This window comes from Variovorax ureilyticus, assembly GCF_037889935.1.
Lineage (GTDB): Bacteria > Pseudomonadota > Gammaproteobacteria > Burkholderiales > Burkholderiaceae_C > Variovorax > Variovorax ureilyticus.
Window position 1 is genome coordinate 686,503 of record NZ_JBBKZU010000001.1, and the last position, 25,267, is coordinate 711,769.

At 68.8% G+C, this 25,267-nt stretch carries 23 protein-coding genes and 1 pseudogene; 15 read left to right on the top strand and 9 right to left on the bottom strand.

Features of this window, described 5'->3' with window-relative positions; translation table 11 throughout:
* Nucleotides 1-69 precede the first annotated feature (69 nt).
* From WKW77_RS03290 to WKW77_RS03295, 3 genes and pseudogenes are all read left to right on the top strand, one after another.
* On the top strand, nucleotides 70-819 hold the full coding sequence (locus WKW77_RS03290; protein WP_340355376.1) for a tannase/feruloyl esterase family alpha/beta hydrolase: 750 nt from the start codon (nucleotides 70-72) through the stop codon (nucleotides 817-819).
* 17 nt (nucleotides 820-836) lie between these two features.
* A pseudogene (locus WKW77_RS35150) lies at nucleotides 837-968 on the top strand (tannase/feruloyl esterase family alpha/beta hydrolase); the annotation flags it as partial.
* A gap of 9 nt (nucleotides 969-977) precedes the next feature.
* On the top strand, nucleotides 978-1,841 hold the full coding sequence (locus WKW77_RS03295) for a tannase/feruloyl esterase family alpha/beta hydrolase (RefSeq protein WP_479694166.1): 864 nt from the start codon (nucleotides 978-980) through the stop codon (nucleotides 1,839-1,841).
* Nucleotides 1,842-1,921: 80 nt separating this feature from the next.
* Here the strand turns inward: WKW77_RS03295 and WKW77_RS03300 are convergent, their stop codons facing one another.
* Nucleotides 1,922-2,263 carry a DUF2845 domain-containing protein gene (locus WKW77_RS03300; protein ID WP_340355377.1) on the bottom strand — a complete coding sequence of 114 codons (342 nt, stop codon included), beginning with the start codon at nucleotides 2,261-2,263 and terminating at the stop codon, nucleotides 1,922-1,924.
* An 85-nt stretch (nucleotides 2,264-2,348) separates the two neighbouring features.
* Nucleotides 2,349-2,705: a hypothetical protein gene (locus WKW77_RS03305; protein WP_340355378.1), complete on the bottom strand. Its 357-nt coding sequence runs from the start codon at nucleotides 2,703-2,705 to the stop codon at nucleotides 2,349-2,351.
* A 144-nt stretch (nucleotides 2,706-2,849) separates the two neighbouring features.
* Here WKW77_RS03305 and WKW77_RS03310 point away from each other — a divergent pair, with 144 nt between their 5' ends.
* Genes WKW77_RS03310 through WKW77_RS03320 form a run of 3 tightly spaced genes read left to right on the top strand, consistent with a single transcriptional unit; the run spans nucleotide 2,850 to nucleotide 5,126 of the window.
* Nucleotides 2,850-3,734: a S1C family serine protease gene (locus WKW77_RS03310; RefSeq protein ID WP_340355379.1), complete on the top strand. Its 885-nt coding sequence runs from the start codon at nucleotides 2,850-2,852 to the stop codon at nucleotides 3,732-3,734.
* A complete protein-coding gene (locus WKW77_RS03315; protein WP_340355380.1) occupies nucleotides 3,731-4,114 on the top strand; it encodes a helix-turn-helix transcriptional regulator in 384 nt (127 codons plus the stop codon). Before WKW77_RS03310 ends, WKW77_RS03315 begins: the two co-directional genes overlap by 4 nt.
* A gap of 7 nt (nucleotides 4,115-4,121) precedes the next feature.
* The gene (locus WKW77_RS03320) at nucleotides 4,122-5,126 is read left to right on the top strand and encodes a S1C family serine protease (protein WP_340355381.1); all 1,005 of its coding nucleotides are present in this window, start codon (nucleotides 4,122-4,124) and stop codon (nucleotides 5,124-5,126) included.
* On the opposite strand, the gene WKW77_RS03325 is transcribed toward WKW77_RS03320, so the two are convergent.
* From WKW77_RS03325 to imuA, 4 genes are read right to left on the bottom strand one after another with little or no spacing between them, the layout of a single operon-like run.
* A complete protein-coding gene (locus tag WKW77_RS03325; protein ID WP_340355382.1) occupies nucleotides 5,123-6,277 on the bottom strand; it encodes an aromatic ring-hydroxylating oxygenase subunit alpha in 1,155 nt (384 codons plus the stop codon). The genes WKW77_RS03320 and WKW77_RS03325 overlap by 4 nt on opposite strands.
* Nucleotides 6,278-6,314: 37 nt before the next feature.
* Nucleotides 6,315-9,665 (bottom strand): error-prone DNA polymerase, encoded by a 3,351-nt coding sequence (locus WKW77_RS03330; protein ID WP_340355383.1) that lies wholly within the window; start codon nucleotides 9,663-9,665, stop codon nucleotides 6,315-6,317.
* Nucleotides 9,658-11,166 carry a Y-family DNA polymerase gene (locus WKW77_RS03335; protein ID WP_422823108.1) on the bottom strand — a complete coding sequence of 503 codons (1,509 nt, stop codon included), beginning with the start codon at nucleotides 11,164-11,166 and terminating at the stop codon, nucleotides 9,658-9,660. The genes WKW77_RS03330 and WKW77_RS03335 overlap by 8 nt, the downstream gene beginning before the upstream one ends.
* A complete protein-coding gene (imuA, locus tag WKW77_RS03340) occupies nucleotides 11,138-11,935 on the bottom strand; it encodes a translesion DNA synthesis-associated protein ImuA (RefSeq protein ID WP_340355385.1) in 798 nt (265 codons plus the stop codon). Before imuA ends, WKW77_RS03335 begins: the two co-directional genes overlap by 29 nt.
* A 133-nt stretch (nucleotides 11,936-12,068) precedes the next feature.
* On the opposite strand from imuA, the gene WKW77_RS03345 reads away from it, so the two are divergent.
* Entirely contained in the window at nucleotides 12,069-13,103 is a 1,035-nt protein-coding gene (locus WKW77_RS03345) for an aldo/keto reductase (RefSeq protein WP_422823109.1), read from the top strand.
* A 69-nt stretch (nucleotides 13,104-13,172) separates the two neighbouring features.
* Here the strand turns inward: WKW77_RS03345 and WKW77_RS03350 are convergent, their stop codons facing one another.
* From WKW77_RS03350 to WKW77_RS03360, 3 genes are read right to left on the bottom strand one after another with little or no spacing between them, the layout of a single operon-like run.
* Nucleotides 13,173-13,628, bottom strand: coding sequence for a GNAT family acetyltransferase (locus WKW77_RS03350; protein WP_340355386.1), 456 nt, complete (start codon nucleotides 13,626-13,628; stop codon nucleotides 13,173-13,175).
* A complete protein-coding gene (locus tag WKW77_RS03355) occupies nucleotides 13,625-14,518 on the bottom strand; it encodes an alpha/beta fold hydrolase (protein ID WP_340355387.1) in 894 nt (297 codons plus the stop codon). Before WKW77_RS03355 ends, WKW77_RS03350 begins: the two co-directional genes overlap by 4 nt.
* A gap of 38 nt (nucleotides 14,519-14,556) precedes the next feature.
* Nucleotides 14,557-15,369, bottom strand: coding sequence for a DODA-type extradiol aromatic ring-opening family dioxygenase (locus WKW77_RS03360; protein ID WP_340355388.1), 813 nt, complete (start codon nucleotides 15,367-15,369; stop codon nucleotides 14,557-14,559).
* 89 nt (nucleotides 15,370-15,458) lie between these two features.
* Between WKW77_RS03360 and WKW77_RS03365 the strand changes: the two genes are divergently transcribed.
* The 8 genes from WKW77_RS03365 (at nucleotide 15,459) to WKW77_RS03400 (ending at nucleotide 25,267) form a co-directional block, all read left to right on the top strand.
* Entirely contained in the window at nucleotides 15,459-16,346 is an 888-nt protein-coding gene (locus tag WKW77_RS03365) for a LysR family transcriptional regulator (protein WP_340355389.1), read from the top strand.
* Between the two features lie 60 nt (nucleotides 16,347-16,406).
* Nucleotides 16,407-18,278: an ABC transporter ATP-binding protein gene (locus WKW77_RS03370; RefSeq protein ID WP_340355390.1), complete on the top strand. Its 1,872-nt coding sequence runs from the start codon at nucleotides 16,407-16,409 to the stop codon at nucleotides 18,276-18,278.
* Nucleotides 18,279-18,721: 443 nt separating this feature from the next.
* A complete protein-coding gene (locus WKW77_RS03375) occupies nucleotides 18,722-20,092 on the top strand; it encodes a DUF2868 domain-containing protein (RefSeq protein ID WP_340355391.1) in 1,371 nt (456 codons plus the stop codon).
* Nucleotides 20,089-21,504 (top strand): GTPase/DUF3482 domain-containing protein, encoded by a 1,416-nt coding sequence (locus tag WKW77_RS03380; RefSeq protein WP_340355392.1) that lies wholly within the window; start codon nucleotides 20,089-20,091, stop codon nucleotides 21,502-21,504. The genes WKW77_RS03375 and WKW77_RS03380 overlap by 4 nt, the downstream gene beginning before the upstream one ends.
* A 19-nt stretch (nucleotides 21,505-21,523) precedes the next feature.
* On the top strand, nucleotides 21,524-22,282 hold the full coding sequence (locus WKW77_RS03385; protein ID WP_340355393.1) for a glutamine amidotransferase: 759 nt from the start codon (nucleotides 21,524-21,526) through the stop codon (nucleotides 22,280-22,282).
* Between the two features lie 64 nt (nucleotides 22,283-22,346).
* Nucleotides 22,347-22,991, top strand: coding sequence for a CDP-alcohol phosphatidyltransferase family protein (locus tag WKW77_RS03390; RefSeq protein ID WP_340355394.1), 645 nt, complete (start codon nucleotides 22,347-22,349; stop codon nucleotides 22,989-22,991).
* A 58-nt stretch (nucleotides 22,992-23,049) separates the two neighbouring features.
* A complete protein-coding gene (locus tag WKW77_RS03395) occupies nucleotides 23,050-24,633 on the top strand; it encodes a phospholipase D family protein (protein ID WP_340355395.1) in 1,584 nt (527 codons plus the stop codon).
* A gap of 19 nt (nucleotides 24,634-24,652) precedes the next feature.
* Entirely contained in the window at nucleotides 24,653-25,267 is a 615-nt protein-coding gene (locus tag WKW77_RS03400; protein ID WP_340355396.1) for a histidine phosphatase family protein, read from the top strand.

Sequence of the window (25,267 nt, forward strand, 5' to 3'; positions counted from 1 at the left end):
GCATAACCATCTAGTTATAAAAAAGAACCTTGCGCGCATTCCTCCAGTACAACAAACAGGAGACTCGGAATGAACCTCAAGGATCGACTTCCCGCGCCGCTTGCACTGCTCCTGCTGGGAGCGACGGCCTACAGCCATGCGGCGACGCCCATCGCGTGCAACGCCCTGCTCAACCAGACCATCGAAGGCGCGACCATCACGAGCGCCGTCCTCAACGTGGCCACGGCGACCTTGCCCGAGCACTGCGAGGTGTTCGGCAGCATCGGCCAGCACACCGGGGCGGATGGCCAGAGCTACGCGGTGAAGTTCCATCTGCGCATGCCCACGTCATGGAACGAACGCTTCTACTACCAGGGCGGCGGCGGGCTTGACGGCAGCGTCGGCGGCGCCGATGCGGCGCAGATCAACCAGGGGTATGCCGTGGTCTCCACGGACAGCGGGCACGACGCCGCCACGAACATCTCGGCCGTCGCGGGCAACGCCGAGTTCGGCTTCGATCCGCAGGCGCGCCTCGACTACGGCTACGACGGCCCCGCCCGCGTCGCGCAGGCCGCCAAGTCGATCACGCGGACCTACTACCGCCAGAAGATCAGGTACGCCTACTTCGAGGGCTGCTCGGAAGGCGGCCGCGAGGGCCTGATGTTCTCGCAACGCTATCCGGACCTCTTCGACGGCGTCATCGCCGGCAACCCCGGCATGGATCTGCCCAAGGCCGCCATCGCCGAGGCCTGGGACACCCGGCCTTCGCAAGCGCCGCGCGCTCGCTCACGCCCTTCGGCTTTCCCGACCTCGCGACTTCGTTCACCTCGGCGGAACTGAGCGCGATCGGCGATGCGATCCTCAAGGAATGCGACGGCAAGGACGGCCTCGTCGACGGCATCGTCTCCAATCCGCAGGCCTGCCGCTTCGATCCGCGCACGCTCGGCCCGCAGGGCTCGGGGCTGCTCTCGGCCAGCCAGGTCCGCGCCTTGCGCAGCGTGTTCGACGGCGCGAGGGACTCGAAGGGCCGCGCCCTCTACGCCGGCTGGTTCTGGGACCCGGGCATCGCCGCGCCCGGCTGGCGCATCTGGAAGATCGGGCCGCTCTTCCCTGCGCCGGGCAACACGTCGCTGAACACCACGCTCGGCGGCGCGGCCTTGCCCTTCGTCTTCACCACGCCGCCGAATTCGAAGACGGCCGGCAGGCCGGGCTACCCGGGCGCCGTCATCACGACCGCAGGGCCGGTGCCGGGCCTGCCGGGGCTCAACGACGCCTTCATGCCGTGGCTGCTCAGCTTCGACATGGACGTGGATGCCCCGGAGATCTACGCGCGCAGCGGCATCTATTCGCAGTCGGCGATGGACTTCATGGGCACCCGCTCGACCGACTACCGCCGCTTCCGTGCGGGCGGCAGCAAGCTGATCGTCTACAGCGGACAGGCCGATCCGGTGTTCTCGTCGAAATACCACATCGGCTGGTATCGCGACCTGATCGACCGCTCCGGCGGCGTGCGCGACACGCAGCAGTTCGCGCGCCTCTTCGTGGTGCCGGGCATGAACCACTGCGGCGGTGGGCCTGCCACATCGCAGTTCGACGCCTTCGGCGCACTCGTCAAATGGGTCGAGCAGGGACAGGGCCCGTCGGCGCTCATCGGCACCGCACCGGCAGACACGCCATGGCCCGGACGCACGCGGCCGATCTGCGCCTACCCCGCCCAGCCGCGCTACACCGGGCACGGCAGCATCGAGGACGCGGCGAACTTCGCCTGCGTGGCGATGCGCGACGATGACGACGACCATGAGGAACATTCCAGCGGCGGCAATGGCTCCGGGCACGGCAACGACGACAACGATCGCCAATGACGGCTCGTTCGGCGCGGCCTGCCGAGCCTGAGCGCGCGCATCGGCCGGTGAGGAAATCCCCGCCCGGGTGCGCGTGAACGCTATCGCGGCTGCCGCCCGTACTCGATCGACTGCACCACGCCCGAGCGCAGGAAAACGGTGGCCATCATCTCGCCCGGCCCGCGCTCGTAGAGCCACTGTTCGATCTGCTGGCATGGCACCACGGTCGATGCGTAAGGCTCTGGCACCACATGAAGCGTGCCACCGTAATACACGGGCGCGCAGTAGGTATCCGTGAGCGCCGGCTGACCGCACTTGTAGATGACGGACAGACGGGAGTCGCCCTCCGCGACGATGCCTCCAGGGCACCGCAGCGACTCCGCGGCTGCCAGGCACGGCAACCCGACCAGAACCGTGACGCACGCGAGCTTCAGAAGCTTCATGGCCGTTCTTTCATCCGACCTTGCCATTTTGCTCTCGGGTGCACGCGCCGGTCCGATGCCGGTCGCATCGCGATTCAGCAACGGCTCAGACCATCAGCGCGAGGCCTGGGGAACGCCGGCTGGCCCAGAGATTGACCAAAGCGTCGAGCTCCGACTGGAAGATCCCGGTCGTGGTCCTTTTCGCATGTTCGCCGTCTCCGCCAACGATCCGTGACGCATACCAGCGCCCGTCGGCGAGCAGGAGGTGGTGGCCCAGGCATTCGAGGCCATACGGCGCGTTCGAACTGCGTGACCCTCGGCGCAGGAGCAGCCCCTTGGCTTTGCTGCCAGGCACTCCGACCAGCGAAACGAGCAGGTACTGCCCGTCGTCCTGGACGATTCGGTCGCCGAGGTTCGGGTGGTAAGTGAGCTCTGGTGGCGCCGGCTGCTGAGGTTTTGTCATGGCACCCCGGATAACGGCAGCCGGGCAGCAAGCTTGAGCACTGTTACATCGGGCGTGCCTGCGCACGACGCCGTCCCTGCCCAACCGGGCAGTAGCGCCACCCCCTTGTGGCTTCACACAATGAAGCCATCTAAGGAGCTTCCCATGGCCGACACGATGACTTCCTCGTCCCTCGAACAACTGTCCGCCGCCATGGCGGATGCGGTGGCTGCCGCCTCGCGCAGCGTGGTGGCGGTGCATGCGGCGCGGTCGCGCGCCAGCGGCTTCGTCTGGCGCGACGGGCTGGTCGTCACCTCCGAGGAATCGCTGCCCGACGAAGGCGACCTCGCGGTGCTGCTCCCGGACGGCGGCAAGCTGCGAGCGAACATCGTCGGGCGTGACCCCGCCACCGACGTCGCGCTGCTTCGCGTCGAGGGCCAGGCGCCCTCCCCGATCGCCTTCGATGCGGCGCCGGTTCGCACCGGTTCGATCGCACTCGCAGTGGGCTCGCAGGCCGGCACCGCCCTCGCGGCGGCGGGCGTCGTGTCGCTCGTCGGACCTGCATGGCGCAGCCTGCGCGGCGGCGACATCGACATGCGGATCGAACTGGGCCTCGTGATGCGGCGCAGCGTCGAAGGCGGACTGGCGCTCGATGCAAGCGGCCGTGCGATCGGCATGAGCGTGTTCGGCCCGCGCGGGCGCGTGCTCGTGATTCCGGGCACGACGGTCGATCGCGTGGCCGCTCAGTTGGCCGCGACGGGCCACGTGCCGCGTGGCTACCTCGGCGTCGCGCTTCAGCCGGTGAAGGTGCTGCCCGACGGCATCGGCGCGATGGTGATGGGCGTCGATCGCGACGGCCCCGGCGCGGCGGCGGACGTTCGGCAAGGCGACGTGATCCTCGCGTGGAACGGCGAACCGGTGCGCAGCGTGCACATGCTGCTGCGCGCGCTCGGGCCGGCGAGCGTCGGCACGGTCGTGAAGCTGTCGCTGCGGCGTGCCGGCGAGCCGGTCGAACTGCCGATCACCATCGGAGAAAGGCCCGCCGATTGAGCGCATCGCAGGTTGCGGATCCGATCGTGGTCGCGATCGACATCGAAGACGCCGAGCTGTCGGAGCGCCTCTTCGCGTCGCTCGCTCATGCACCCGGCCTGCGCGTCGCGCAGCGTGGCGAAGCGGCAGATGTCATCGTGCTGGCAGCGACCGAAGCGGCGCCCGCCTCCGACAACGGCGAAGCAACGCTGACACCGCGGGAACTCGAAGTGCTCGCGCTAATGGCCGAAGGCGCATCGAACAAATCGATCGCGCGGCGGCTCGGCATCTCGGTGCACACGGCGAAGTTCCACGTGGGCTCGCTGCTCGACAAGCTCGACGCGACCGGCCGCACCGACGCGGTCGCGCAGGCGGTGCGGCAAGGCGTCATCCATTTGTGAGACAGACATGTTCGACGACGACACTTCTTCCTCATCGACCATCGAAGGCGGCGCTCCGGATCTGGATCAGGGCGCGCTGATCGACGCCTACTCGCACGCGGTCGCGACGGTGGCCGACAGCGTCGGCCCGGCGGTGGTTCGCGTGCAGAGCGGCACGGCGGGCCGGCGTGGCGGGCTGGGCTCCGGCGTGGTCATCGCCAACGACGGACTCGTGCTGACGAACAGCCATGTGGTCGCCGGTGCACGCCGTGTGCGCGTAGGCAGCACCGAAGCCGGCGACCGCGAGGCGGAGGTGATCGGCGACGACCCGGCGACCGATCTCGCGCTGCTGCGCGTGGAACTGCCGCGCGGTGCGGCAACCGCCCGGCTCGGCGATTCGAAGATGCTCAAGCGCGGCCACCTGGTAGTGGGCATCGGCAATCCGCTGGGCTTCGAATCGACGATCACCGCGGGCATCGTGTCGGCGCTCGGCCGTTCCCTGCGCTCGCAGAGCGGACATCTGATCGACGACGTGATCCAGAACGATGTCGCGTTGAACCCCGGCAATTCGGGCGGCGCGCTGGTGGCGGCTTCGGGGCAGGTGGTGGGCATCAACACCGCGATGATCGCGGGCGCGCAGGGGCTTGCGTTCGCGGTATCGAGCAACACGGCGGGCTTCGTGATCGGCGAATTCATCGCGCATGGCCGCGTGCGGCGCGCGCACCTCGGCATCGCAGCGCAGACGGTGCCGCTGTCGCGCCGCGTGGCGCTGGCGATCCACTCGGGCGCGAACGCGGTGCGCATCGGCGAGGTGCAACCCGGCAGCGCGGCGGAGGAGGCAGGATTGCGCGTCGGCGACATCCTCGTGGCGCTGGACGACATGGTGGTCGCGGGTGCGGACGATCTGCTGAGGCTCCTGAGCGCAGACCGCATCGGCCGCAGCGTGGAAGTGTCGGTGCTGCGCGATGGCCGGCTCATCACGCGATCGGTGACAGCGCAGGAGCGGCCGCCGATCGTTGCGGCAACGCGCTAGGCTCCGGGCGCGATCGCCTCTTCCACATCCCGGTGAAACCTGGCAGAGCACCACTCCGCCGCGCCGAAGTACAACACCTCGTTCGCCCCGCTCGCCAGCGTCGACTGCGCCGAGACGCCGAGCGCGAAGTCCTCGTCGAGCGCACCCCAGAACGATTCGATGTTCTTGCGCCAGTAGTTGACCGACTTCTCCGTCTTCGGCATTTCGGGGATCAGCGTGGTGGCGAGCACGCGCGAGCGGTCGGGTGATTCGGGCAGCACGGTGAAAGCGTTCGCGTGGTCGCCTTCGTGCAGGATGAAGGTCGCCGGGAAGAAGAAGTAGATGATGTTCGAGTGCGGCCCGGCCTGCCATTGATCCGTCGGCGTGTCCCTGAGCGATTCGATGCTGCGCTTGGGCAGGAAGATGCGATGGTGCTGCCGGTCATGGTCCGCGAGCAGCAGGTTGTCGTAGAACATATGCGCGATGCTGTTCCGGTGCGCGTACTGGAAGTGATATGTCTCCAGATTGGCTTCGAAGGGGATCTTCCAGTTCGCCGCATTCTGGAATTCGCGCTGGTGGAACGGCACCCAGCCGTCGTAGCCCCATGACCGCAGATCCGCACCGAAGCGGCCGAGCCATCCGTCGAGGTCGAGCCTTGCATCGCTCCCCTGCCCGACGAGGCGCGGCACGACCCAGACGAAGCCGAGCGCTTCCGCGGCCGGGACGCGCGCCAGCGTGCAATCCGGCGACGGCGCATTCGGAAAATCCTCGCCGTGCGGCCGACCGCGCAATGCGCCGTCGAGGCCGTAGGTCCAGCTGTGATACGGACACACCAGTACGCGCTGGCTCGAAGCACCCGGCGGCCGCAGCCGCGCGCCGCGATGCCGGCAGGCGTTGACGAAGGCATGGATGCGGCCATCGGCGCCGCGCACGACGAGGAGCGGCAAGCCGGCAACGTCGATCGCCAGCGAATCGCCTTCGTTCGGCAACGAGGCCGAGGGACACAGCGCGAGCGGATAGCGGCGAAAGAGCATCTCGATCTCGCGCTGATAGCGCACCGGATCGATGTAGCGCTCCACAGGACTCGATGCGGGCTCGCCGCGCTCGCTGCCCTTGCTGTCGATCAGCGCCATGGCGCGCTGGATGAGCGCGATCTGTTCCGTCTGAAGCATGGTCGCGAAGCTTAGGCGTGGCCCATGCTCGCCGGGTTTAGTGGAAATCCCTGCTCTTGTTGCTTTCCGCAAGCCGGCCGAGCAGCGGCGTAAGGTCCCTGAAACCGGTCGCGACCACATGCTGGACCTTGCCGCCGTGTTCCTCGTCGCGCTGCCAGGTGCCTTGCACCGCCAGCAGCTTCGACTTGAGCAGCGGCTCGCGCCAGGCCTCGACCATGCTTCCCCAGACGATCACGTTGACGTTGCCGGTCTCGTCCTCGAGCGTGACGAAGATGGTGCCCTTGGCGGTCTGCGGGCGCTGCCGGCCCATGACGATGCCGCAGGCGCGCACGGTCTGGCCGCTGGGCAGCGGGCGCAGTTGCTCGGCGCTCATCAGGTTCATGCGTGCCAGCCGGGAACGCAGCAGCGCCAGCGGATGTCGGCGCAGCGTGAGGCCGAGCGAGGCGTAGTCGCCGACGATCTCCTCGCTTTCAGGCGCCGTGGGCAATTGCAGGGCAGGCTCGTTGATCGGCACGCCGCGCAGCAAGGCCGGCGCGCGGCGCTGCGCGGTCGCATCCCACACCTGCTGGCGGCGATGGCCCGAGAGCGACATCAGCGCATCGGCGGCGGCCAGCGCGCCCATGTCCTTGCCGTCGAGTTCGGCGCGCAGCGCGAGGTCTTCGGTGCTGGTGAAAGGCCCCTGCGCTCGCGCCGCGAGCAAACGCTTCGCACCCGCTTCGCTGAGACCGGACACGCGGCGCAGCCCCAGACGCACCGCCGGTTGATCCTCGTTGCCGAGGCGATCGGCATAGCGCGCATCGGTGCCCGCCGGCATTTGCGGTGCGTCGATCGCGCGGGCCTCGATGCTGCTGTCGTACTCGCTCATGCCCGCATCGACCGGCCGCACCTCGACACCGTGGCGCCGCGCGTCCTGTACGAGCTGCGAAGGGCTGTAGAAGCCCATCGGCTGCGCATCGAGCAATGCGGCGAGGAAGCACGCCGGCTCGTAGTGCTTGAGCCAGCTGCTCACGGTGACCAGCAGCGCGAAGCTCGCGGCATGGCTTTCCGGAAAGCCGTAGTCGCCGAAGCCCATCACCTGCTTGAAGATCGATTCCGCGAAGGCCGGCTTGTACCCTTTCCCGACCATGCCGTTCACGAGCTTGTCGTGGAACTTGCCGAGGCCGCCCTTGCGCTTCCACGCGGCCATGGCCCGGCGCAGCTGGTCGGCCTCGTCGGCGCTGAAGTCGGCGGCGATCATCGCGATCTGCATCACCTGTTCCTGGAAGATCGGCACGCCCAGCGTGCGCTCCAGCGCGGGGCGCAGTTCGTCCTTCTCGTAGGTGATGGCCTGCCCCTTGCGCAGGCGCTCGCGCTGCTTGAGGTAGGGATGCACCATGCCGCCCTGGATCGGCCCGGGCCGCACGATGGCGACTTCGATCACGAGGTCTTCGTAGCAGCGCGGCTTCAGGCGCGGCAGCATCGACATCTGCGCGCGGCTCTCGATCTGGAAGACGCCGATGGTGTCGGCGTCGCAGATCATGTCGAAGACCTTCGGGTCGTCGTTGGGAATGTGGTGCATCTCCATCGCGGTGCCACGCCAGCGGTTCATGAGTTCGAGCCCGCGCCGGATCGCGCTGAGCATGCCGAGCGCGAGCACGTCGACCTTGAGCATGCCCATGGCTTCGAGGTCGTCCTTTTCCCACTGGATGACCGAGCGGTCCTTCATCGAGGCCTTCTCGACCGGCACCAGCCGCGTGAGCTTCGTGTGCGTGAGCACGAAACCGCCGACGTGCTGGCTGAGGTGTCGCGGAAAGCCCCGGAGCCGATGCGTGAGGTCGATCCACTGTCGCAGCTTGAGTTCGTCTTCCTGCACGTTCACGCGCTCGGCGGCGGTGCGCAGCTGTTCGCCGAGCACCGCATCGTCGAACCAGTAGTGGTCCTTCGCGAATTCGTCGACCAGCCGCGCATCGATGCCGAGCGCCTTGCCCACGTCGCGCAGCGCGCTGCGGGCGCGGTAGCAGATGACGACGGCGGCGATGGCGGCGCGCTCGCGGCCGTACTTCCTGTAGATGTACTGGATGACTTCTTCGCGCCGCTGGTGCTCGAAGTCGACGTCGATGTCGGGCGGCTCGTGGCGGTGGCGGCTCAGGAAGCGCTCGAACAGCAGGTGGCCCTTTTCGGGGTCGATCGCGGTGATGCCCAGGCAGAAGCACACCGCCGAGTTGGCCGACGAGCCGCGGCCCTGGCAGAGGATCTTCTGCGAACGGGCGAAGCGCACGATGTCCTCGACGGTGAGGAAGAACATCTCGTACTTCATCTCGATGATGAGCGCGAGTTCGCGCTCCAGCTGCCCGGAGACTTTCTGCGGAATGCCGCCCGGGTACTTGTCGCGCGCGCCCTCCCAGGTCTTGCGCACCAGCGTCTCGGCCGGCGTTTCGTTGCTGCCCACGCTTTCGAGCGGGTACTTGTAGTTCTCGCGGATGACCTCGGGATCGAAGCGGCAGCGGTCGGCCACGCGCAAGGTGTTGGCGAGCATCTCGCCGGTGTAGAGACCCGCGATATGCATGCGCATGCGCAGATGGCGCTCCGCGTTGACTTGCAGCGCGAAGCCGCATTCGGCGACGGGGCGGCCTTCGCGCACGGCGGTGAGCACATCCTGCAACGGCTTGCGCCCGCGTGAATGCATGTGCACGTCGCCGGCCGCGACGAGCGGCACGCCGGCGCGCTCGCCCGCCTCGACGAGGGTGACGAACCAGAGGTCGTCGTCGAGCTCGTTGAGCATTTCGACCACGAGCCAGAGGTTGTCGCCGTAGAGTGCTTTCGCAGCGAGAAGGTCTTCGTGCAGCGTGGCGCCATCGACCGCGCCGTCGGACGGACGGTCGGGCACGAAGAGGATCTGGCAGTGCGCGAGCGAGGCGACGTCGCTCTCGTCCCAACGCACGCGGTAGTCGCCCTTGGGCAGTTCGGTGTTGCGCGCGGCGGTGATGAATTCGCAGAGGTTGCCCCAGCCTTCGGTGTCGTTCGCGATGACCACGAGCCGGAAGCGCTCGAAGCGGAACTCGCTGCCGAAGAGCAGCCGGAAATCCGGGTTGCGCGGGATCGGCGGCTCTTCGGGATGTTCCTTCTCGTAGGCATCGAGCTTGGCCGGCAGTTCGCGCAAGCCCACGTGCGCGCGCACGATGCCGGCCACCGAGCATTCGTCGGTGATCGCGAGCGCCGAATACCCGAGCTGATAGGCGCGTTCCACCATTTCCTCGGGCGTGGAGGCGCCGCGCTGGAAGCTGAAGTTGGTGACGCAGTGCAGTTCCGCGTAGGCGGGCAGGCCCGGCATGGGTTGCGGCCGCTGCGGCAACGGATGCACCTCGGCCAGCACGAGGGAGCGCTGCTTCCTGTCGCTGAGTTCAGGCATAGAGGCCCTGCAGATACCAGCGCACTTCGGTATCGGCGAAGCGGGTCGGCACGCGCTCGCGATAGATCCACACGAGGCCGGCCTCGGGGCTTTCGGCGACGTAGTAGTCGCGCACCGCCGGTTGGCCCCCGTCTTTCGTGCCGCCCCACCAGCCGGCCTCGACGCGCTGCGGTCCGATCAGCTTGCGCAGCGGGCCGCGGTAGCAGGGGCGCTCGCCGTCCATGTCGAGTCGCAGCGGTTCGGACAGCAGCCAGGCTGGAAGCACACCCCCAGGCTCGCGCACTTCGTGTCGCTCTCCACCCCCTTGCAGGGGGCAACGCCTGTGGCCCGGCGAAGCCGGTTCCACGGCATTTCCCGAACGGGCCCGGCTGCGCCGGCCGGGGTCGGCGGGAGGCTTCGGGCTTTGGACTGCGGGCCGCCACGTCTGCATGCGCTCGGCGCGGTGATCTTCATGCGGCACCGGCACGAGCACCTGCTGCGGGCCGAGCCGCGCGCTGAGCCGCTCGACCATCTCGTGGAGCTTGTCGCCCTTGCGGTTGTCCTCCGGCAGGAAGCTGGTGCTGGCGCCGGCCCATGGATCGGTTTCGAGGGAGCGCAGCCGCAGCCAGCTCGCGGGCGCGGCCAGCGTGGTGAGCGCGAGTTTCTCGGCCAGGAGACGGCGCAGGTGCGCCATGTCCTGCGTGGGCTCGGCGGTGCGCACGGTGATGTGCTGGTGCGGCGGCAGGTCGACGCCGTTGAAGCGCTTGAGGTCGAGCGTCCATTGCAGCTCGAGCGCCCGTGCGCCACGCTGGCGCGCGCGCAGCCAGATCGAAAGCGCCGCGAGCAGGCGGTTGGCCGACCACATGAGTTCATGGGCGTTCTCGGCCAGCGCGGGCAACTCCAGCTTCTGCTCGAACACGTCGGGCAGTTGGAGCCAGACATGGGTTTCGGGGCGCTGCCCCCAGGCCACGTCGAGCGCCTCGCGCAGCGCCGCACCGAAGCGCCGCGCGAACCCGCCGCGCGGCAAGGCGGCCACGTCGCCCCAGGTTCGGCAGCCCAGGCGCGCGAGCAGGTCGAGGTGATCGCGCGCGGCACTGAGCGTGTCCAGCGGCAGGCCGCCCGGCATGTCGTCGGGCCGGCGTTCGCCGCGCACCATGAGCCGCAATCGCGCGAGCGCCTCCAGGCTGGTGGCGCCCTGCGCGCCCAGCAGGCGGGCACCGGGCGCCGGGTTGGTGCCGGAGAGCTGGCGCAGGAGACTCAGCCGCCCGCCCCAGAGCCGCTCGCAGGCGGCGACTTCGAGCATCAGGGCTTCGTCCTGCCAGGCGACGTGCGGCGTGAACTGCAGCGCCCACCAGCTCAAGGCTTCACGGGACGGCAACAGCGACGCGGCGGGAGCCAGGGCACCCGCGGAACCGGCTCCGCCGGGCCGCTGGGTGCGCCCCCTGGAGGGGGTGTCCGAGCCACACGAAGTGGGCGAGGCTGGGGGTGGACTTTCACACCACCACAAGGCGATCCAGTGCATGGCGTCCTTCCTTCCACGCGTCGATGTGGACCACGGTGGCCGAATCGGCCGCTTCCGGCACCGACGCGCTCTGCTGCAGGCGCAGCTTGCGACGCACACGTGCAGCGGCGAGCAAGGCGCTCATGCGCGCGCTGCGCGCCGGGGCAATCACCGGCGTGCCGAGCGGCGGACCGCGCCGCTTGAGGAGGTGGAGTTCGACCTGCCCCGCATCGGCCGCGCTGCGCACGATGTGCAACCGCAGCCGCGCGGGCGAAGCCGATTGCGCCACCGTCTCGGGCCGGCAGACGAAAAGCAGTGCGTCGTGCTGCGCCGCCGCCAGTTGCAGCCGACGCAGTTCGCCGACCCGGGCCTGCGGCAGCCAAGCCAGCACCGCACCCACGTCGGCGCAGCGCAAAGCCTGCTCGCAAGCCCACAGGCGCGCGGCCGGCGCGTCGCTGCGGACCCACATCAGCGACTCGGGCGCCAGCCCATGCGCGGCCAGCGAAGCGCAGAAGGGCTCGCAAGGCGCGCCGATGAGCACCACCGGCCCGCCCCGCGCCTGCACCGCCTGCACGAGGCCGGGCAGCAACAGCGGCCAGATCGGGTCCTGCGGCTCGGTCTGCAGCAGTTCCGTCATCGCACCGACCGGCCAGCCGCCGCCGGGCAGCTCGGCATCGAGTGAGGCGTGGCCGGTGCCGATGACCTGCGCGTCGGCGCTGCCGAGTTCGTCGGCATGCCAGACGCCATGGCGGGCGGCAGCGGAAAAGGAGTCGAGGAAAGGCAGGCCCATGATGCAGTTTTACTGTATTTTTATACAGCATTTCCGCACCCGTTAAGAGAATTTTCTTGTAATCCCGGACGGCCATCCCGGGAACCGCGCGAAGCCTGCGCGGGCGTGCAGTCCGTTCCGGATACTGCGTCCGATGACCGATGCAGGCGCCCTCCTCCTCACGCGCGCCCGGCTGCTGCGGCTGGGCGTGGCGCTGTGTGCCGGCGCCGCCATTCCCGCGTCCCCCACGCTCGCGCAGCAGCCACAGCAGCCAGGCAGGCCCCGCATGAACACTCGCCCCATTCCCTCCACGCAGGAAGCCTTGCCGGTGGTCGGCTGCGGCACCTGGCTCGGCTTCGACCAGCGCCCCGGCACGCCCGAATACGGGCGATTGGCGGGCGTGCTCGATGCGCTGTTCGCGGCCGGGGGCTCGGTCATCGACAGCTCGCCGATGTACGGCCGCTCCGAGGAAACCACCGGCGAGCTGCTGGCCGCGTCGAACCAGCACGCCAGGGCCTTTTCTGTCGCCGGGCCGCCCCAAGACGGAAAGCACCCCCGCGGGGGGCAGCGAGGACACGAAGTGCCGAGCGTGGGGGCCTTTCTCGCGACCAAGGTCTGGACCTCGGGCCGCGACGCGGGCATTGCGCAGATGGAGCAGTCCTTCGCCCGGCTGCGCACCCAGCGCATGGACCTGATGCAGGTGCACAACCTCGTCGACTGGCGCACGCACCTCGCCACGCTGCGCGGCTGGAAGGACCAGGGCCGCGTGCGCTACATCGGCATCACGCACTACACCGCCTCGGCGTATGGCGAAGTCGAATCGGTGCTGCGCGCGCAGAAGCTCGACTTCCTGCAGATCAACTATTCGATCGATGCGCGCGACGCCGAGAAACGACTTCTGCCGCTCGCCGCCGAACGCGGCGTGGCGGTGATCGTCAACATGCCGTTCGGCGGCGGCGGGCTGCTGCGCCGGCTGCGCGACAAGCCGCTGCCCGACTGGGCCGCCGAGATCGGCTGCACGAGCTGGGCGCAGGTGCTGATCAAGTTCGTGCTGAGCCATCCGGCCGTGACCTGCACCATCCCCGGCACCAGCCGGCCGGAGCACATGGTGGACAACGCGGCGGCCGGCGCGGGGACCATGCCGGATGCGGCGTTCTGGCGGAGGAATGCTGCGTCTCTGGCCGTATAGCGCCGGCTCGGCGAATGCGGTCTCCACCAGGGCAACCGGCCGCTGAGCTTTCGCATGCGGGACCCGCCGCTACTCGCCCTTCGCCAAGACACGACGTTCGCGCCACGGGAGCCGCTTGCCCATGCTGATGCGCGGCTCGACGCTGAAACCCAAGGCTTCATAGAAGCCGACCACCTGCTCGTTGCCGCTGACGATCTGGAGATTGATCTTGGGGCAGCCGGCCGCTGCAAGCGCCTGCTCGGCACGCCGCACCAGCGCGGCCCCGACGCCGCGGCGGCGAAAGGCCGGATCGACCGCCACCGAGTAGATCCAGCCGCGATGGCCGTCGAAACCGGCCATCGTGGTGCCGATCACGGCGCCGTCTTCCAGCGCGACGAACAGCAATCCGTCATCGGCCAGCAGCTTCATGTCGAGCGAGTAGTCCGGGTCGTTGTGCGGCGTGCCGTAGTCGAAGGTCCTGCGCCAGAGCGCGACGACACCGGCGCGATGAATGCCATCCGAATAGGTGGCGATCACGGGGGTCATGGGTGCGGCGGCTCCGACAGGAAGCGCAGCATCCGCGCGTTGACTTCGTCGGCGCGCTCGAACTGCACCCAATGTCCCGCCGCCTCGATGACCGTGCCTTCGCGCAGCGGATGATCCTTGACGAGCTGTGCCACCAGCGGCCGCGAATCGGCGGTGACATCGTGCTCGCCCCAGACCAGCAGCTGCGGCCCGCCGATGGTGTCCAGCGCCGCCTGCAAGCCGCCCGAAAGCGAAATCTCCTTGCTGCGGAAGCGCGTGCCGTGGCAAGAGATGTCGTGGATCGCGAAGGCCAGCGCATCGATCGATGCCCTGTCATGCACCATCAGCGCGGCGAGGTTGTGCAGCAGCGCGGCGCGCTCCTCGTCGCGATCTTCGGCGGCGCGCCAGTTGATCATCTCGACCGTCATGCGTCGCAGGGTGCCGTGGCCGCCGCTGCCCATCAGGATCATCCGGCGGATGCGGCCGCGCCTCGCGCCGAGCTTGGACGCGATCAGGCCGCCGAAGGAAAAACCGCCGAGATCGATGCGGGTTTCGGCGCCGACCAGTTCGTCGAGCGTCGCGCACAGCGTGTCGAGGAAGGCATCGATCAGCGACTGGCCCGGCGCCGGTTCGGCCATCGCATCGGAATCGTTGAAGCCCGGCATGTCGGGCAGCCACAGCGAGCGCGTGGCCGAGAGCGCCTCCACGTTGCGCAGCCAGTGCATCCAGCTGCCATGGCCGCCATGCAGCAGCACCAGCGGCGGATTCGACGTGTCGGTGCCGAAGCGGCGCCATCGCACGCGGACGCCGCCGTGCTCGACGTCGTGGTGGGTGGCAAGCGCATCGACGCGCTCGATCAGGCGGACGGCTTCGGCTTCCGCGCGGGGTTCGTAGGTGGAGAAGTAAGGCACCGACGCATTGTGACGCGCCGGCCGCGCCAGGGTGCGGGCTATCCGAACCTGTAGCTGGAGACGGCGATGCCGCCCATGAAGCCTTCCTCGTGATAGACGAGTTCGCCCGCTTCATCTTCGGCCGCGCCGACGGCGACCATCAGCGGGATCAGATGCTCTTCACGCGGATGCGCGATGCGCGCGGCGGGCGCGGCGGACCATTGCAGCAGGCGCTCGTTGCGGCGCTCGCCGGTCGCGCGCAACGCGGTGTCGCCAAGCCAGTCGTCGAACGCCTTCGACACGTCGCGCGCCTGCGGACCGAAGGCACGCAGGTTGTGATAGCTCAAGCCGCTGCCGACGATCAGCACGTTCTCGTCGCGCAACGGTGCGATGGCGCGGCCGAGCGCGATGTGCTCCGCCGGGTCGAGTCCACGCCGCAGGGACAGTTGCACGACGGGCACATCGGCCTTGGGATAGATCGCAGCCATCGGCGAGAACATCCCGTGGTCGAAGCCGCGCTCCGGATCGATGCGCACCGGCAGCCCGGCCGATTCGATCAGCGATTGCACGCGGCGCGCGAGTTCGGGCGAGCCGGGGGCATCGTAGTGCACCTCGTAGGTGTGCGCGGGGAAGCCGCCGTAGTCGTAGATCATCGGCGGGCGCGGATTGCCCATCACGGTGAAGGCAGGCTCCTCCCAGTGCGCGGACACCATCAGGATCGCGGCCGGCGTGCGGCCGATCTGGCGCGGCATGTCGGCCAGCGAGGCCTCGAGCTTGTCGTAGGCGTGGCCCATCTCCTTCTTCATCCACGGCCAGGGGCCGCCGCCATGCGAGATGAAATAGGTGGGAAGACGTGGGGTGGTGTTGCTCATGGATGACTCCTTGAGTCGAGTCTAAAGATTTCCGCCAAAGAAATCGATGGGCTACGATGCATCGATTCGTTTCTCCACAGGAAATCGACATGGACCGTCTGACGAGCCTTCGCGTCTTCCGCGAGGTGGTCGAATCCGGCAGCTTCACCGCCGCGGCGGAACGCATCGGGATCTCCGCGCCGATGGCCAGCAAGCATGTGGCGCAGCTCGAAAAGTCGCTCGGCGCGCGCCTTCTGCACCGATCGAGCCGCCACCTGAGCCTCACCGAAGCCGGGCAGGCCTGGTATGAGCAGAGCGGTCGCGCGCTCGACCTGCTCGATGCGGCCGAGGCCGCCATCGGACAGACAAGCGCGACGCCGCGCGGGCAACTCAAGGTGAGCGCGCCCGTGTGGTGCGCCACGCCGCGGTTCGCGCGCGTGCTGGCGGGCTATCGCGCGCAATGTCCCGAAGTCGTGGTCGACATGCATCTGGAGAACCGCAAGGTCGACCTCGCCGCCGATGGCTACGACCTCGCGCTGCGCGCGACGCAGGAGCCCTCCCCTGCGCTGATCGCCAGGCCGCTGTGCAAGCTGCAGTTCCATCTGGTGGCCGCGCCCGGGTGCATTGCACGCGGCGAGTTGCCCGCCACGCCGGCCGATCTCGCAAAGCTCGATGCGATCGTGCCCAGCTACGTCAACCTCGAAGGATTCGCGCTCAAGGGCCCGGGCGGCCGGCAGGCGCCGCTGCGGCTGCAGCCGGTCATGAAGTCCGACGACACCAACCTGACGCTGCATGCGGTGCATGCCGGCATCGGCATCTCGTTCCTGCCCGAATGGCTGATCGACGACGATCTGGCCGCGGGCCGGCTGGTGCGCCTGGTGCCGGACTATGCCGCTCCGCCGGTAACCCTGTTCGCCGTCTACACCAGCCGGCAATACATGGCGCCCAAGCTGCGCAGCTTCATCGATTTCCTCGGCGCGCGATTGGGCAAGGTCTAGCCGCCACACGCAGGACCGTGCGCGCCGGTACAGTCGGCCCCTCACTGGAGACCGTCCGCCTTGTTCCGCTTCTTCGAAAAACGCCTCGACGCCTATCCACCCGACGAACCCCGGCTGCCGCCGAACGGCTTCCTGGCCTTCGTCTGGTCGTGCACGCAGGGGCTGCGCGGCGCGATTGCCGCGATGGCGCTGCTCACTGCGGCGATGTCGGCCTTCGAGGCGCTGCTGTTCGCGATCCTCGGCCGCATCGTCGACTGGCTCGGCGGACAGGATCCTGCGCGGCTCTGGGAAGACCGAGGCACCACGCTGGCCTGGCTCGGCTTCGCGCTGGTCGCGAGCATCGCGGTGGTCGCGCTGCAAACCATCGTCAAGCACCAGACGCTCGCGATCAACCTGCCGATGCGGCTGCGCTGGAACTTCCACCGCCTGATGCTCGGCCAGAGCATGGCCTTCTATCAGGACGAATTCGCGGGCCGCATCACGGCCAAGGTGATGCAGACCGCGCTCGCGGTGCGCGACACGATCTTCGTGCTGGCCGACGTGCTGGTGGCGATGTGCGTGTACGTCGCGACGATGATCGTGCTGGCGGCAGTGCTCGACCGGCAGCTCATGCTGCCCTTCGTCATCTGGCTGGCGCTCTACGTCGCGCAGCTCGTCTTCTTCGTGCCGCGCCTCGGCCACATCGGCAAGGCGCAGGCGGATGCGCGCGCATCGATGACCGGCCGCGTGACCGACGCCTACACCAACATCGCGACGGTCAAGCTCTTCTCGCACGCGCACCGAGAGGCGGGCTTCGCGCGCGCGGCGATGCAGGAGTTCATGCAGACCGGCTACGCGCAGATGCGGCTGGTGAGCGCCTTCGAGATGACCAACCACACGCTCAGCATGGGCCTGACCGCGGGCATGGCGGGCATGGGCCTCTGGCTGTGGGCGCAGGGCACGATCGGCGTCGGCGCGGTGGCCGCGGCGACCGCGATGGCGCTGCGGCTGCAAGGCATGTCGCACTGGATCATGTGGGAGATGACCAGCCTGTTCGAGAACATCGGCACGGTGCAGGACGGCATGAAGACGCTGTCGCGTCCCCGCACCGTGGTCGATTCGCCGGGTGCCGCAACGCTCGAAGTGCCGCGCGGCGAAGTCCGCTTCGAGCACGTGAGCTTCCGCTATGGCGAGGCGGGCCGGCGCGTGATCGACGACCTCACGCTCACCGTCGCGCCGGGCGAAAAGATCGGCCTGGTCGGGCGTTCGGGCGCCGGCAAGTCGACGCTGGTGAATCTGCTGCTGCGCTTTCATGACCTCGACAGCGGCCGCATCCTCGTCGACGGTCAGGACGTCGCGCATGTCACGCAGGACAGCCTGCGCGCCCACATCGGCATGGTCACGCAGGACACCTCGCTGATGCACCGCTCGGTGGCCGACAACATCAGCTACGGCAAGCCCGATGCGACCGCGGCCGCGATCCAGGCCGCAGCCGAACGCGCCGAGGCGCACGCCTTCATCCAGACACTGGGCGATCCGGCGGGCCGCAAGGGCTACGAGGCACATGTGGGCGAACGCGGCGTCAAGCTCTCGGGCGGCCAGCGCCAGCGCATCGCGATCGCGCGGGTGATGCTGAAGGATGCGCCGATCCTGCTGCTGGACGAAGCCACCAGCGCGCTCGATTCCGAGGTCGAGGCGGCGATCCAGGCCAGCCTCTACCGCCTCATGGAAGGCAAGACCGTGGTGGCAATCGCGCACCGGCTGTCGACCATCGCCGCGATGGACCGGCTGGTGGTGCTGGACAACGGCCGCGTGGTCGAGGAAGGCGACCACAAGACGCTGCTGGCGAAGGGTGGCCTCTATGCGCGGCTCTGGGCGCACCAGAGCGGCGGGTTCCTCGGCGACGGCAGCGAGGACGAGGACGCCGAAGCGGCGGAGACGTCGACAGCCTGACCCGGGCGTCCTACAGTGGGCAGTGCACCCCGCCGACACCGGCGGGACGGTGCGATGGGCAGTCTGGAACCGTCTTCAACAGAGGAGTTTCAACCGTGAATTCCATCATCTACATCGTCGGTTTGGTCGTCGTCGTGGTCGCCGTGCTGTCGTTCTTCGGCCTGAGATGAAACCACCCCCGTTGCTTGCTCACTTCGTGTAGCCGCCTCCCCCCTCAAGGGGGCGCACCCGGCGGCCCGGCGGAGCCGGCTCCGCGGGTGCCTGCAAAGGGGCCTGCTTCGCGGCCTTCGCTGAAGACTCTCCCCTTCCCCTGCGCGTGAAGTTGATGAGGCCGTAGCCGCGGACATTTCGTGGGCGTTGCTCCCGGTCGCCACGGGCATAATTTCCTGCTCCCCTCCGGCCGGAGTGCTCCGAGCCGCGAAACAAGAAAGCAGTCGAACCCCGTGGCGCAACCTTCTTCGTTCCTGGACGCAACGCTCACCGAGGCGGTGCGGTCGATCGAAGAGACGGGGCCGCTCGAAGACTCGCAGGCCATGCGCGAGGCGGCCGGGGCCGGCACCGATGTCGCGCACCGGATCGCGCAGCGCGCACGCATGCTCGCCGACCGCACGGGACTCGCCTCCGAACTCGCACGCGCCCGCGCCTGGGCGCCTTGGGTGCTGCTCGCGCTGGTGGCGATCATCGTCATCGCGGGACTGTCGCTCGCAGGCAATGTGCTCGGCGGCGGCGAGCGCCGGATCAACATCGTCGTCGCGCTCGCGAGCCTGCTGGGCCTGCATCTCTTCACGCTGCTGCTCTGGCTGATCGGACTGCTGGCGCCGCTCGGTTCCTTCAATGCATCCCTGGGGTGGATCTGGATGGCGCTCACCGCCCGGGTGGCTGGCGGCCAGCGGGGGCAGGCGCCGGTGCTGCTGCGCGGCGTCACACGCCTGCTCGGACAGGCCCGGCTGCTGCCTTGGGCGCTGGGATTCGTCAGCCATGCCATCTGGTCGCTGTCGTTCGCGGTGGTGATCGCGGCCATGCTGTTCGCGCTGGCGTTTCGCAACTACACGCTGAATTGGGAAACCACGATCCTCGATCCCGATTTCTTCGTGCGGGCCGTCCGGTGGCTGGGCCACGGGCCGGCGCAGCTTGGTTTTCCGGTGCCGGATGCGCAGGCGGTGCGCTCGCCGACGGCGGCCGCATCGAGCCAGCGCGACTGGGCGCTGTGGCTCACGGGCTGCATCGTGGTCTACGGGCTGATTCCGCGCTTGGCCTTCGCGCTGCTTTGCGCCGCCGTCTGGCGCATTCGCCGGAACGCGCTGTCGCCCGATCTTTCGCTGCCTTACTACCGCAAGCTGATCGCGCGCTTCGATGCGCTCGCGCTCCCGAGCATCGTGGACGCCGATCCCGGTTCCTCGCCGCATCCCGCGCTGCGACGGCTGCCACAGGGCGACACGACCGACACACTGATGGCCGTCGGCTTCGAACTGCCCGACGAACTCCCCTGGCCGCCCGCCGCGCTCGACATGCGAGGTGCGCGCGCGATGCGCATCGACGGCAGCGCCGCGGCGCGACGCCAGTTGCTCGACACGCTGTCGCAGCTGCGGCCGCGGCGGGTGCTCGTCGGCTGCCACGCCGCCTCCAGCCCCGATCGCGGCACCGAGCGCTTCCTGCGCGAGGTGCTGGCCCTCTGTGGCGAATGCCGCCTCTGGCTCTTCGGGACGGCCAGCGACGAAGCGCGCCGCCGCTGGCACACCTGGCTGGCCGATTCCGGGCTCGACGGCCTCGGCGCCGGCGACGCGCTGGAGCCTATGCTCCAGGACTGGACATGACCCCCGACAGACCCATCCGCATCGCCGTGGTCGGCCACACCAATGCCGGCAAGACCTCGCTGCTGCGCACCCTCACGCGGCGTGTGAACTTCGGCGAGGTGTCGGAGCGACCCGGCACCACGAGGCACGTCGAATCGGTCGACCTCGACGTCGGCGGCCGGACGGCCGTGCGCTTCTTCGACACGCCGGGCCTCGAAGACGCCGTCGCGCTGCGCGAGCATCTCGAAGCCTTCGACAAGGGCCTGACGCCGCCGGATCGCATCCGCGGCTTTCTCCGGAGCCCGGAGGCGCACGGCGTGTTCGAGCAGGAGGCGAAGGTCCTTCGCGCGATGCTGGACATCGATGCGGCCTTTCTCGTGATCGACGCGCGCGAGCCGGTGCTGCCCAAGTTCCGCGCGGAGGTCGAACTCCTCAATGCCTGCGCCCGCCCGGTGCTGCCGGTGCTGAACTTCCTGCACGGCGCCGCGCACCGCGAGAACGCATGGAAGGACCTGCTGTCCGCCTACGGCCTGCACGTGGTGGTGCGCTTCGACGCGGCCGCCCCTTTCGTGGGCGCGGAACGCGAGCTGTACCGCGATCTCTCGACGCTGCTGCGCGACCGGCGGGCCGAACTCGACAAGGTCGCCGCATCGCTCGACGCCGAGTTCTCGCAGCGCCGGACGGCCGCGTGCCAGCGCATCGCCGAACTGCTCGTCGATGCCACCGCGATGCGCCGCACCGCGAGCGCCGCCGAATTCGCCGACGAACACGGGCGTCATCGTCTCGTCGCCGAATTGCAGAAGTCGCTTTTCGACAAGGCGCAGCGTTGTGCCGACGACCTGCTGACTCTGCATGGCTTCCGCGAAGGTGATGCCGACGAAGCGCCGCTTCCTGCGATCGAAGGCCGCTGGACCATGGACTTCTTCCATCCCGAGGCCATGAAAGACGCAGGCATTCTTCTCGGCAAAGGTGTGGCCGTGGGCGCGGCGGTGGGCGTGGTGGCCGATCTCGCGCTGGCCGGCCTGTCGCTCGGCACCGGCGCCGCGCTGGGCGGGGCGATCGGCGGCGCCATGTCGCAGGGGCTCGGCCCGCTCGGACGCAAACTCGCCAACAAGCTGCGCGACGTGCACGAGCTCACGGTGGAAGACCGGGTGCTGTTCGTGCTGATGGGCTGGCAGGTGCGGCTTCTTCGCGCGCTCGAATACCGCGGGCACGCGGCGGTGGATCGTATCGGCGCCGATGGCCCGGTCGGCATCGACCGCCACGCGCTGGCCGACGTGGTGCGTACCGCGCAGCCGGCGCGCAGCCATCCGGACTGGGAATCCGGCAACCGCCTGCGCTGGCGCGAGGCACCACAGCGGCAGGAGCTGACGTCGCATGTGGCGCGAGGGCTGCGGGAGGCCATCCAGGCCGCCGATGGCGCACCGGCGTGATTCCGGCATGATCGAAGGCATGGAAGACCTCGAACCCCGTCCCCTCGCGATCATCAAGGTCGGCGACACCTTCGAGCCGCTGCGCGAACGCCGCGGCGACTTCGAAAATTGGATCGCCGCCGGACTCGGCGACACGCCCCTGCCCGTCGTGGTGCTCGATCCACGCCGCGGCGACACCCTGCCGGATCCCGCCACGCTCTCCGGCGCCATCGTGACCGGCTCGCATGCCATGGTGTCGCACCGCGAACCGTGGAGCGAAAGCACCGGCCAATGGCTCAGGCAGCTCGTGGCGCATCGCACGCCGGTACTCGGCATCTGCTTCGGTCACCAACTCCTGGCCGATGCGCTCGGCGGCGAGGCCGGCGACCATCCGGCAGGCATGGAGATCGGCACGGTGCAGGTCGAACTCCAGCCCGAGGCAGCGGACGATCCGCTCACGCAAGGACTGCCGCCGCGCTTCGATGCGCATGTGGTGCACCGGCAAAGCGCGCTGCGCCTCCCCAAGGATGCAGTGCGCCTCGCAGGCAACGACTTCGAGTCGACGCAGGCCTTCCGCATCGGCGACAGCGCCTGGGGCCTGCAGTTCCACCCCGAATTCGACGACGAGATCATGCGCGGCTATGTCGAGCACCTCGCCGAGCCGATTCGCGCCGAGGGCGCGGACCCCGGCGCCGTCGAAGCGCGGGTGAAGCCCACGCCTGCAGCCGCGGGATTGCTCGGACGCTTCGCGCGCATCGTCGAGGCGCGATCGGTGACGGCGGCGGCACCTTCCGCGTAGCAACTACACCCCGCGGCCCCGACTTGCGCTAAGGTGTCCCGCAGGTCCGACCAAGGAACAGCCCATGCCCAACCCAGCCTCCGGCACGCGCCCCGCCCCGAAGCACTTCTCGATGATCCGCGGCTTCCACCTCGCGGACTTCTTCACCCTCGCCAACGCGGCGTGCGGCGTCGGGGCGATCTTCCTTGCGATGGCCTTCATCGCCAGCCAGTCGGTCGCCTACTTCCTCTGGGCTGCGGCGCTCGCGCCGGCCGCATTCGTATTCGATGTATTCGACGGCCGCATCGCACGCTGGCGGCAGACGCATTCCGCGCTGGGCCGGGAACTGGATTCACTGGCGGACGTCATCTCCTTCGGCGTGCTGCCCGCATCGCTCGGCTTCGCGGCAGGCCTCAACGGCGGCTGGGATTGCGTGGTCCTGATCTACTTCGTCTGCTGCGGCGTGAGCCGGCTCGCGCGCTACAACGTGACGGCCGAAGCGCTCTCCGAGGGCGCGGACAAGGTCAAGTACTTCGAGGGCACGCCCATTCCCACCAGCGTGGTGCTCGTGGGCATCCTCGCGCTCGCCGCCTGGCAGGGCCGCATCGGCAGCGACATCTGGGGCGGCGCATGGACGCTCGGCCCGTGGGTGCTGCATCCGCTGGCCCTGTTGTTCGGGCTCTCGGGCACCCTGATGATCAGCAAGACCTTGCGCATCCCGAAGCTGTAATCGTGCCCTGGCAGCAGGTCCCTAGAATGCCCGCATCGTCATTGCCGGCATCGTGACCATGACCGCTTCACGCGCAATCGTCGCCTTCATCCTCGGACTGCTGCTCACCGGCTGTGCAAGTCTGCCGGCAAGCGTCGAACGGACGCCGACGACCGCGCTCACGGACACCGCCGATACGCGCCTGGGCCAGGCAACCCGGCCGCTGACGTCGGCACATCCCGGCAAGTCCGGCATCCATCCTCTGGTCCTCGCGGAAGATGCCTTCGCGGCGCGGGTGGTCCTGGCAAAGCTCGCGGACCGCAGCCTCGATCTCCAGTACTATATCTGGCACAACGACACCACCGGCCAGTTGCTCTGGCAGGCGATCTGGGAGGCCGCCGAGCGCGGCGTGCGCGTGCGGCTGCTGCTGGACGACGCGAACACCGGCGGGCTCGATGCGACGCTCGCGGCGCTCGATGCGCATCCAAACATCGAGATCCGCCTGTTCAACCCGTTCGCGAACCGCGGTTTCCGGGCGGGCGACTTCGTCTCGGACTTCTCTCGCGTCAACCGGCGCATGCACAACAAGTCGTTCACCGCGGACAACAAGGCGACCATCGTCGGCGGCCGCAACATCGGCGACGAGTACTACGGGGCCAACATGGAAGTGGGCTTCCAGGACCTGGACGTGCTGGGCATCGGCCCTGTGGTGCAGCAGGTTTCGGACGAGTTCGACCTGTTCTGGAACAGCGCCTCCGCCTACCCCGCAGGCACCGTGCTCGCGCCCGCGAAGTCCGACAGCGCCGCGATGCTGCGCGAGGCATGGGACAAGGTCCACCAGAATCCCGACGCCCTGCGATACCTGGAAGCGGTGCGCAACACGCCGCTGATGGCGCAACTGGCGGGCGAGAAGCTCGACTTCGAGTGGACCACCGCGCGCGTGCTGCATGACGATCCGTCGAAGGTGCTGCAGCCGATGGACCGCAGCGACCTGCAGATGCTGCCGAAGCTGCTCCAGGCCATGGGGCAGCCCAAGCGCGAACTCGACCTGGTGTCGCCCTACTTCGTGCCGGGCGCCAATGGGACCAGATCACTCGTCGAACTCGCGCAGACCGGCGTGAAGGTGCGCGTGCTGACCAACTCGCTTTCGGCCACCGACGTGAGCCCGGTGCATGCGGGCTATTCCAAGTACCGGGGCGAGCTGCTCGCGGGCGGTGCGGTGCTCTACGAGCTGAAGTCGGGCTCGGCTGTGCCGCCCCCGGACAAGGAAAAGGGCAAGGACGAGGACAGGGCACGCGGGCTCCCGGGCAGCGGCAGCCGCGCCAGCTCGGCCGCGAGCCTGCATGCGAAGACCTTCGCGGTGGACCGCGAACGCATCTTCGTGGGCTCCTACAACCTCGATCCACGTTCCGCCAAGCTCAACACCGAGATGGGCGTGGTCATCGAAAGCCCGGCGCTGGCCGGCCACCTCTCGCAGCAGTTCGACACCACCATCCCCACGCGCGCCTATCTCGTGCGCCGGCAATCCGACGGGCGCGGACTCGAATGGATCGACGTCGATCCCACGGGCGAGACGCGCTATTCCTCCGAACCCGGCGCGGGGCCGGTCAAGCGACTGTGGATCGACTTCCTGGAAATCCTTCCCATCGAGTGGCTGCTCTGATTGCCGATTCAAGACCCCCATGACGACAGGCCTCAAACTCCTCGCCGAACTGGCTGCCCGGCAGCCGCTCTCGCCCGCGTGCGACCACTTCTATTTCCTGCGCCACGGGCAGACCGCATGCAACGCACGCCGCATCTTCCAGGCCACCGATGAGCCGTTGAGCGAACTCGGGGTGCAGCAGGCGCACAACGCGGCGGCGATCCTCGCCGGCGAGCCGGTGCGCAGCATCCTCAGCAGCGGCGTGGTGCGCGCGCTGACAACCGCGCACACGGTCTCGGTGCCGCACGGCATCGCGCCGCTGGTGGTCGAGGGGCTGCGCGAGCGCAACTTCGGCGCGCTCATCGGCACATCCTCGGCCCACATCGACTGGGCCTGCGAGCCCGAGAACGGCGAGACCCTGCCGGCGTTCATCGAGCGCTCGCGCGCTGCGCTCGAGCATGCGCTGACGCACCCCGGGCCGGTGCTCGTCGTCGCGCACGGCGGCACGCTCTACGTGCTCGCGGCGCTGCTGGGCGTGCCGGTCGATCTCGGTGTGCTCGGCAATGCGCAGCCCTTGCGATTCGAGCGCAGCGGCACCACATGGCGCCTGAAACCCCTCCTGCAGCAGGTGGATGGCGGGGCCGCCCTGGCCTGA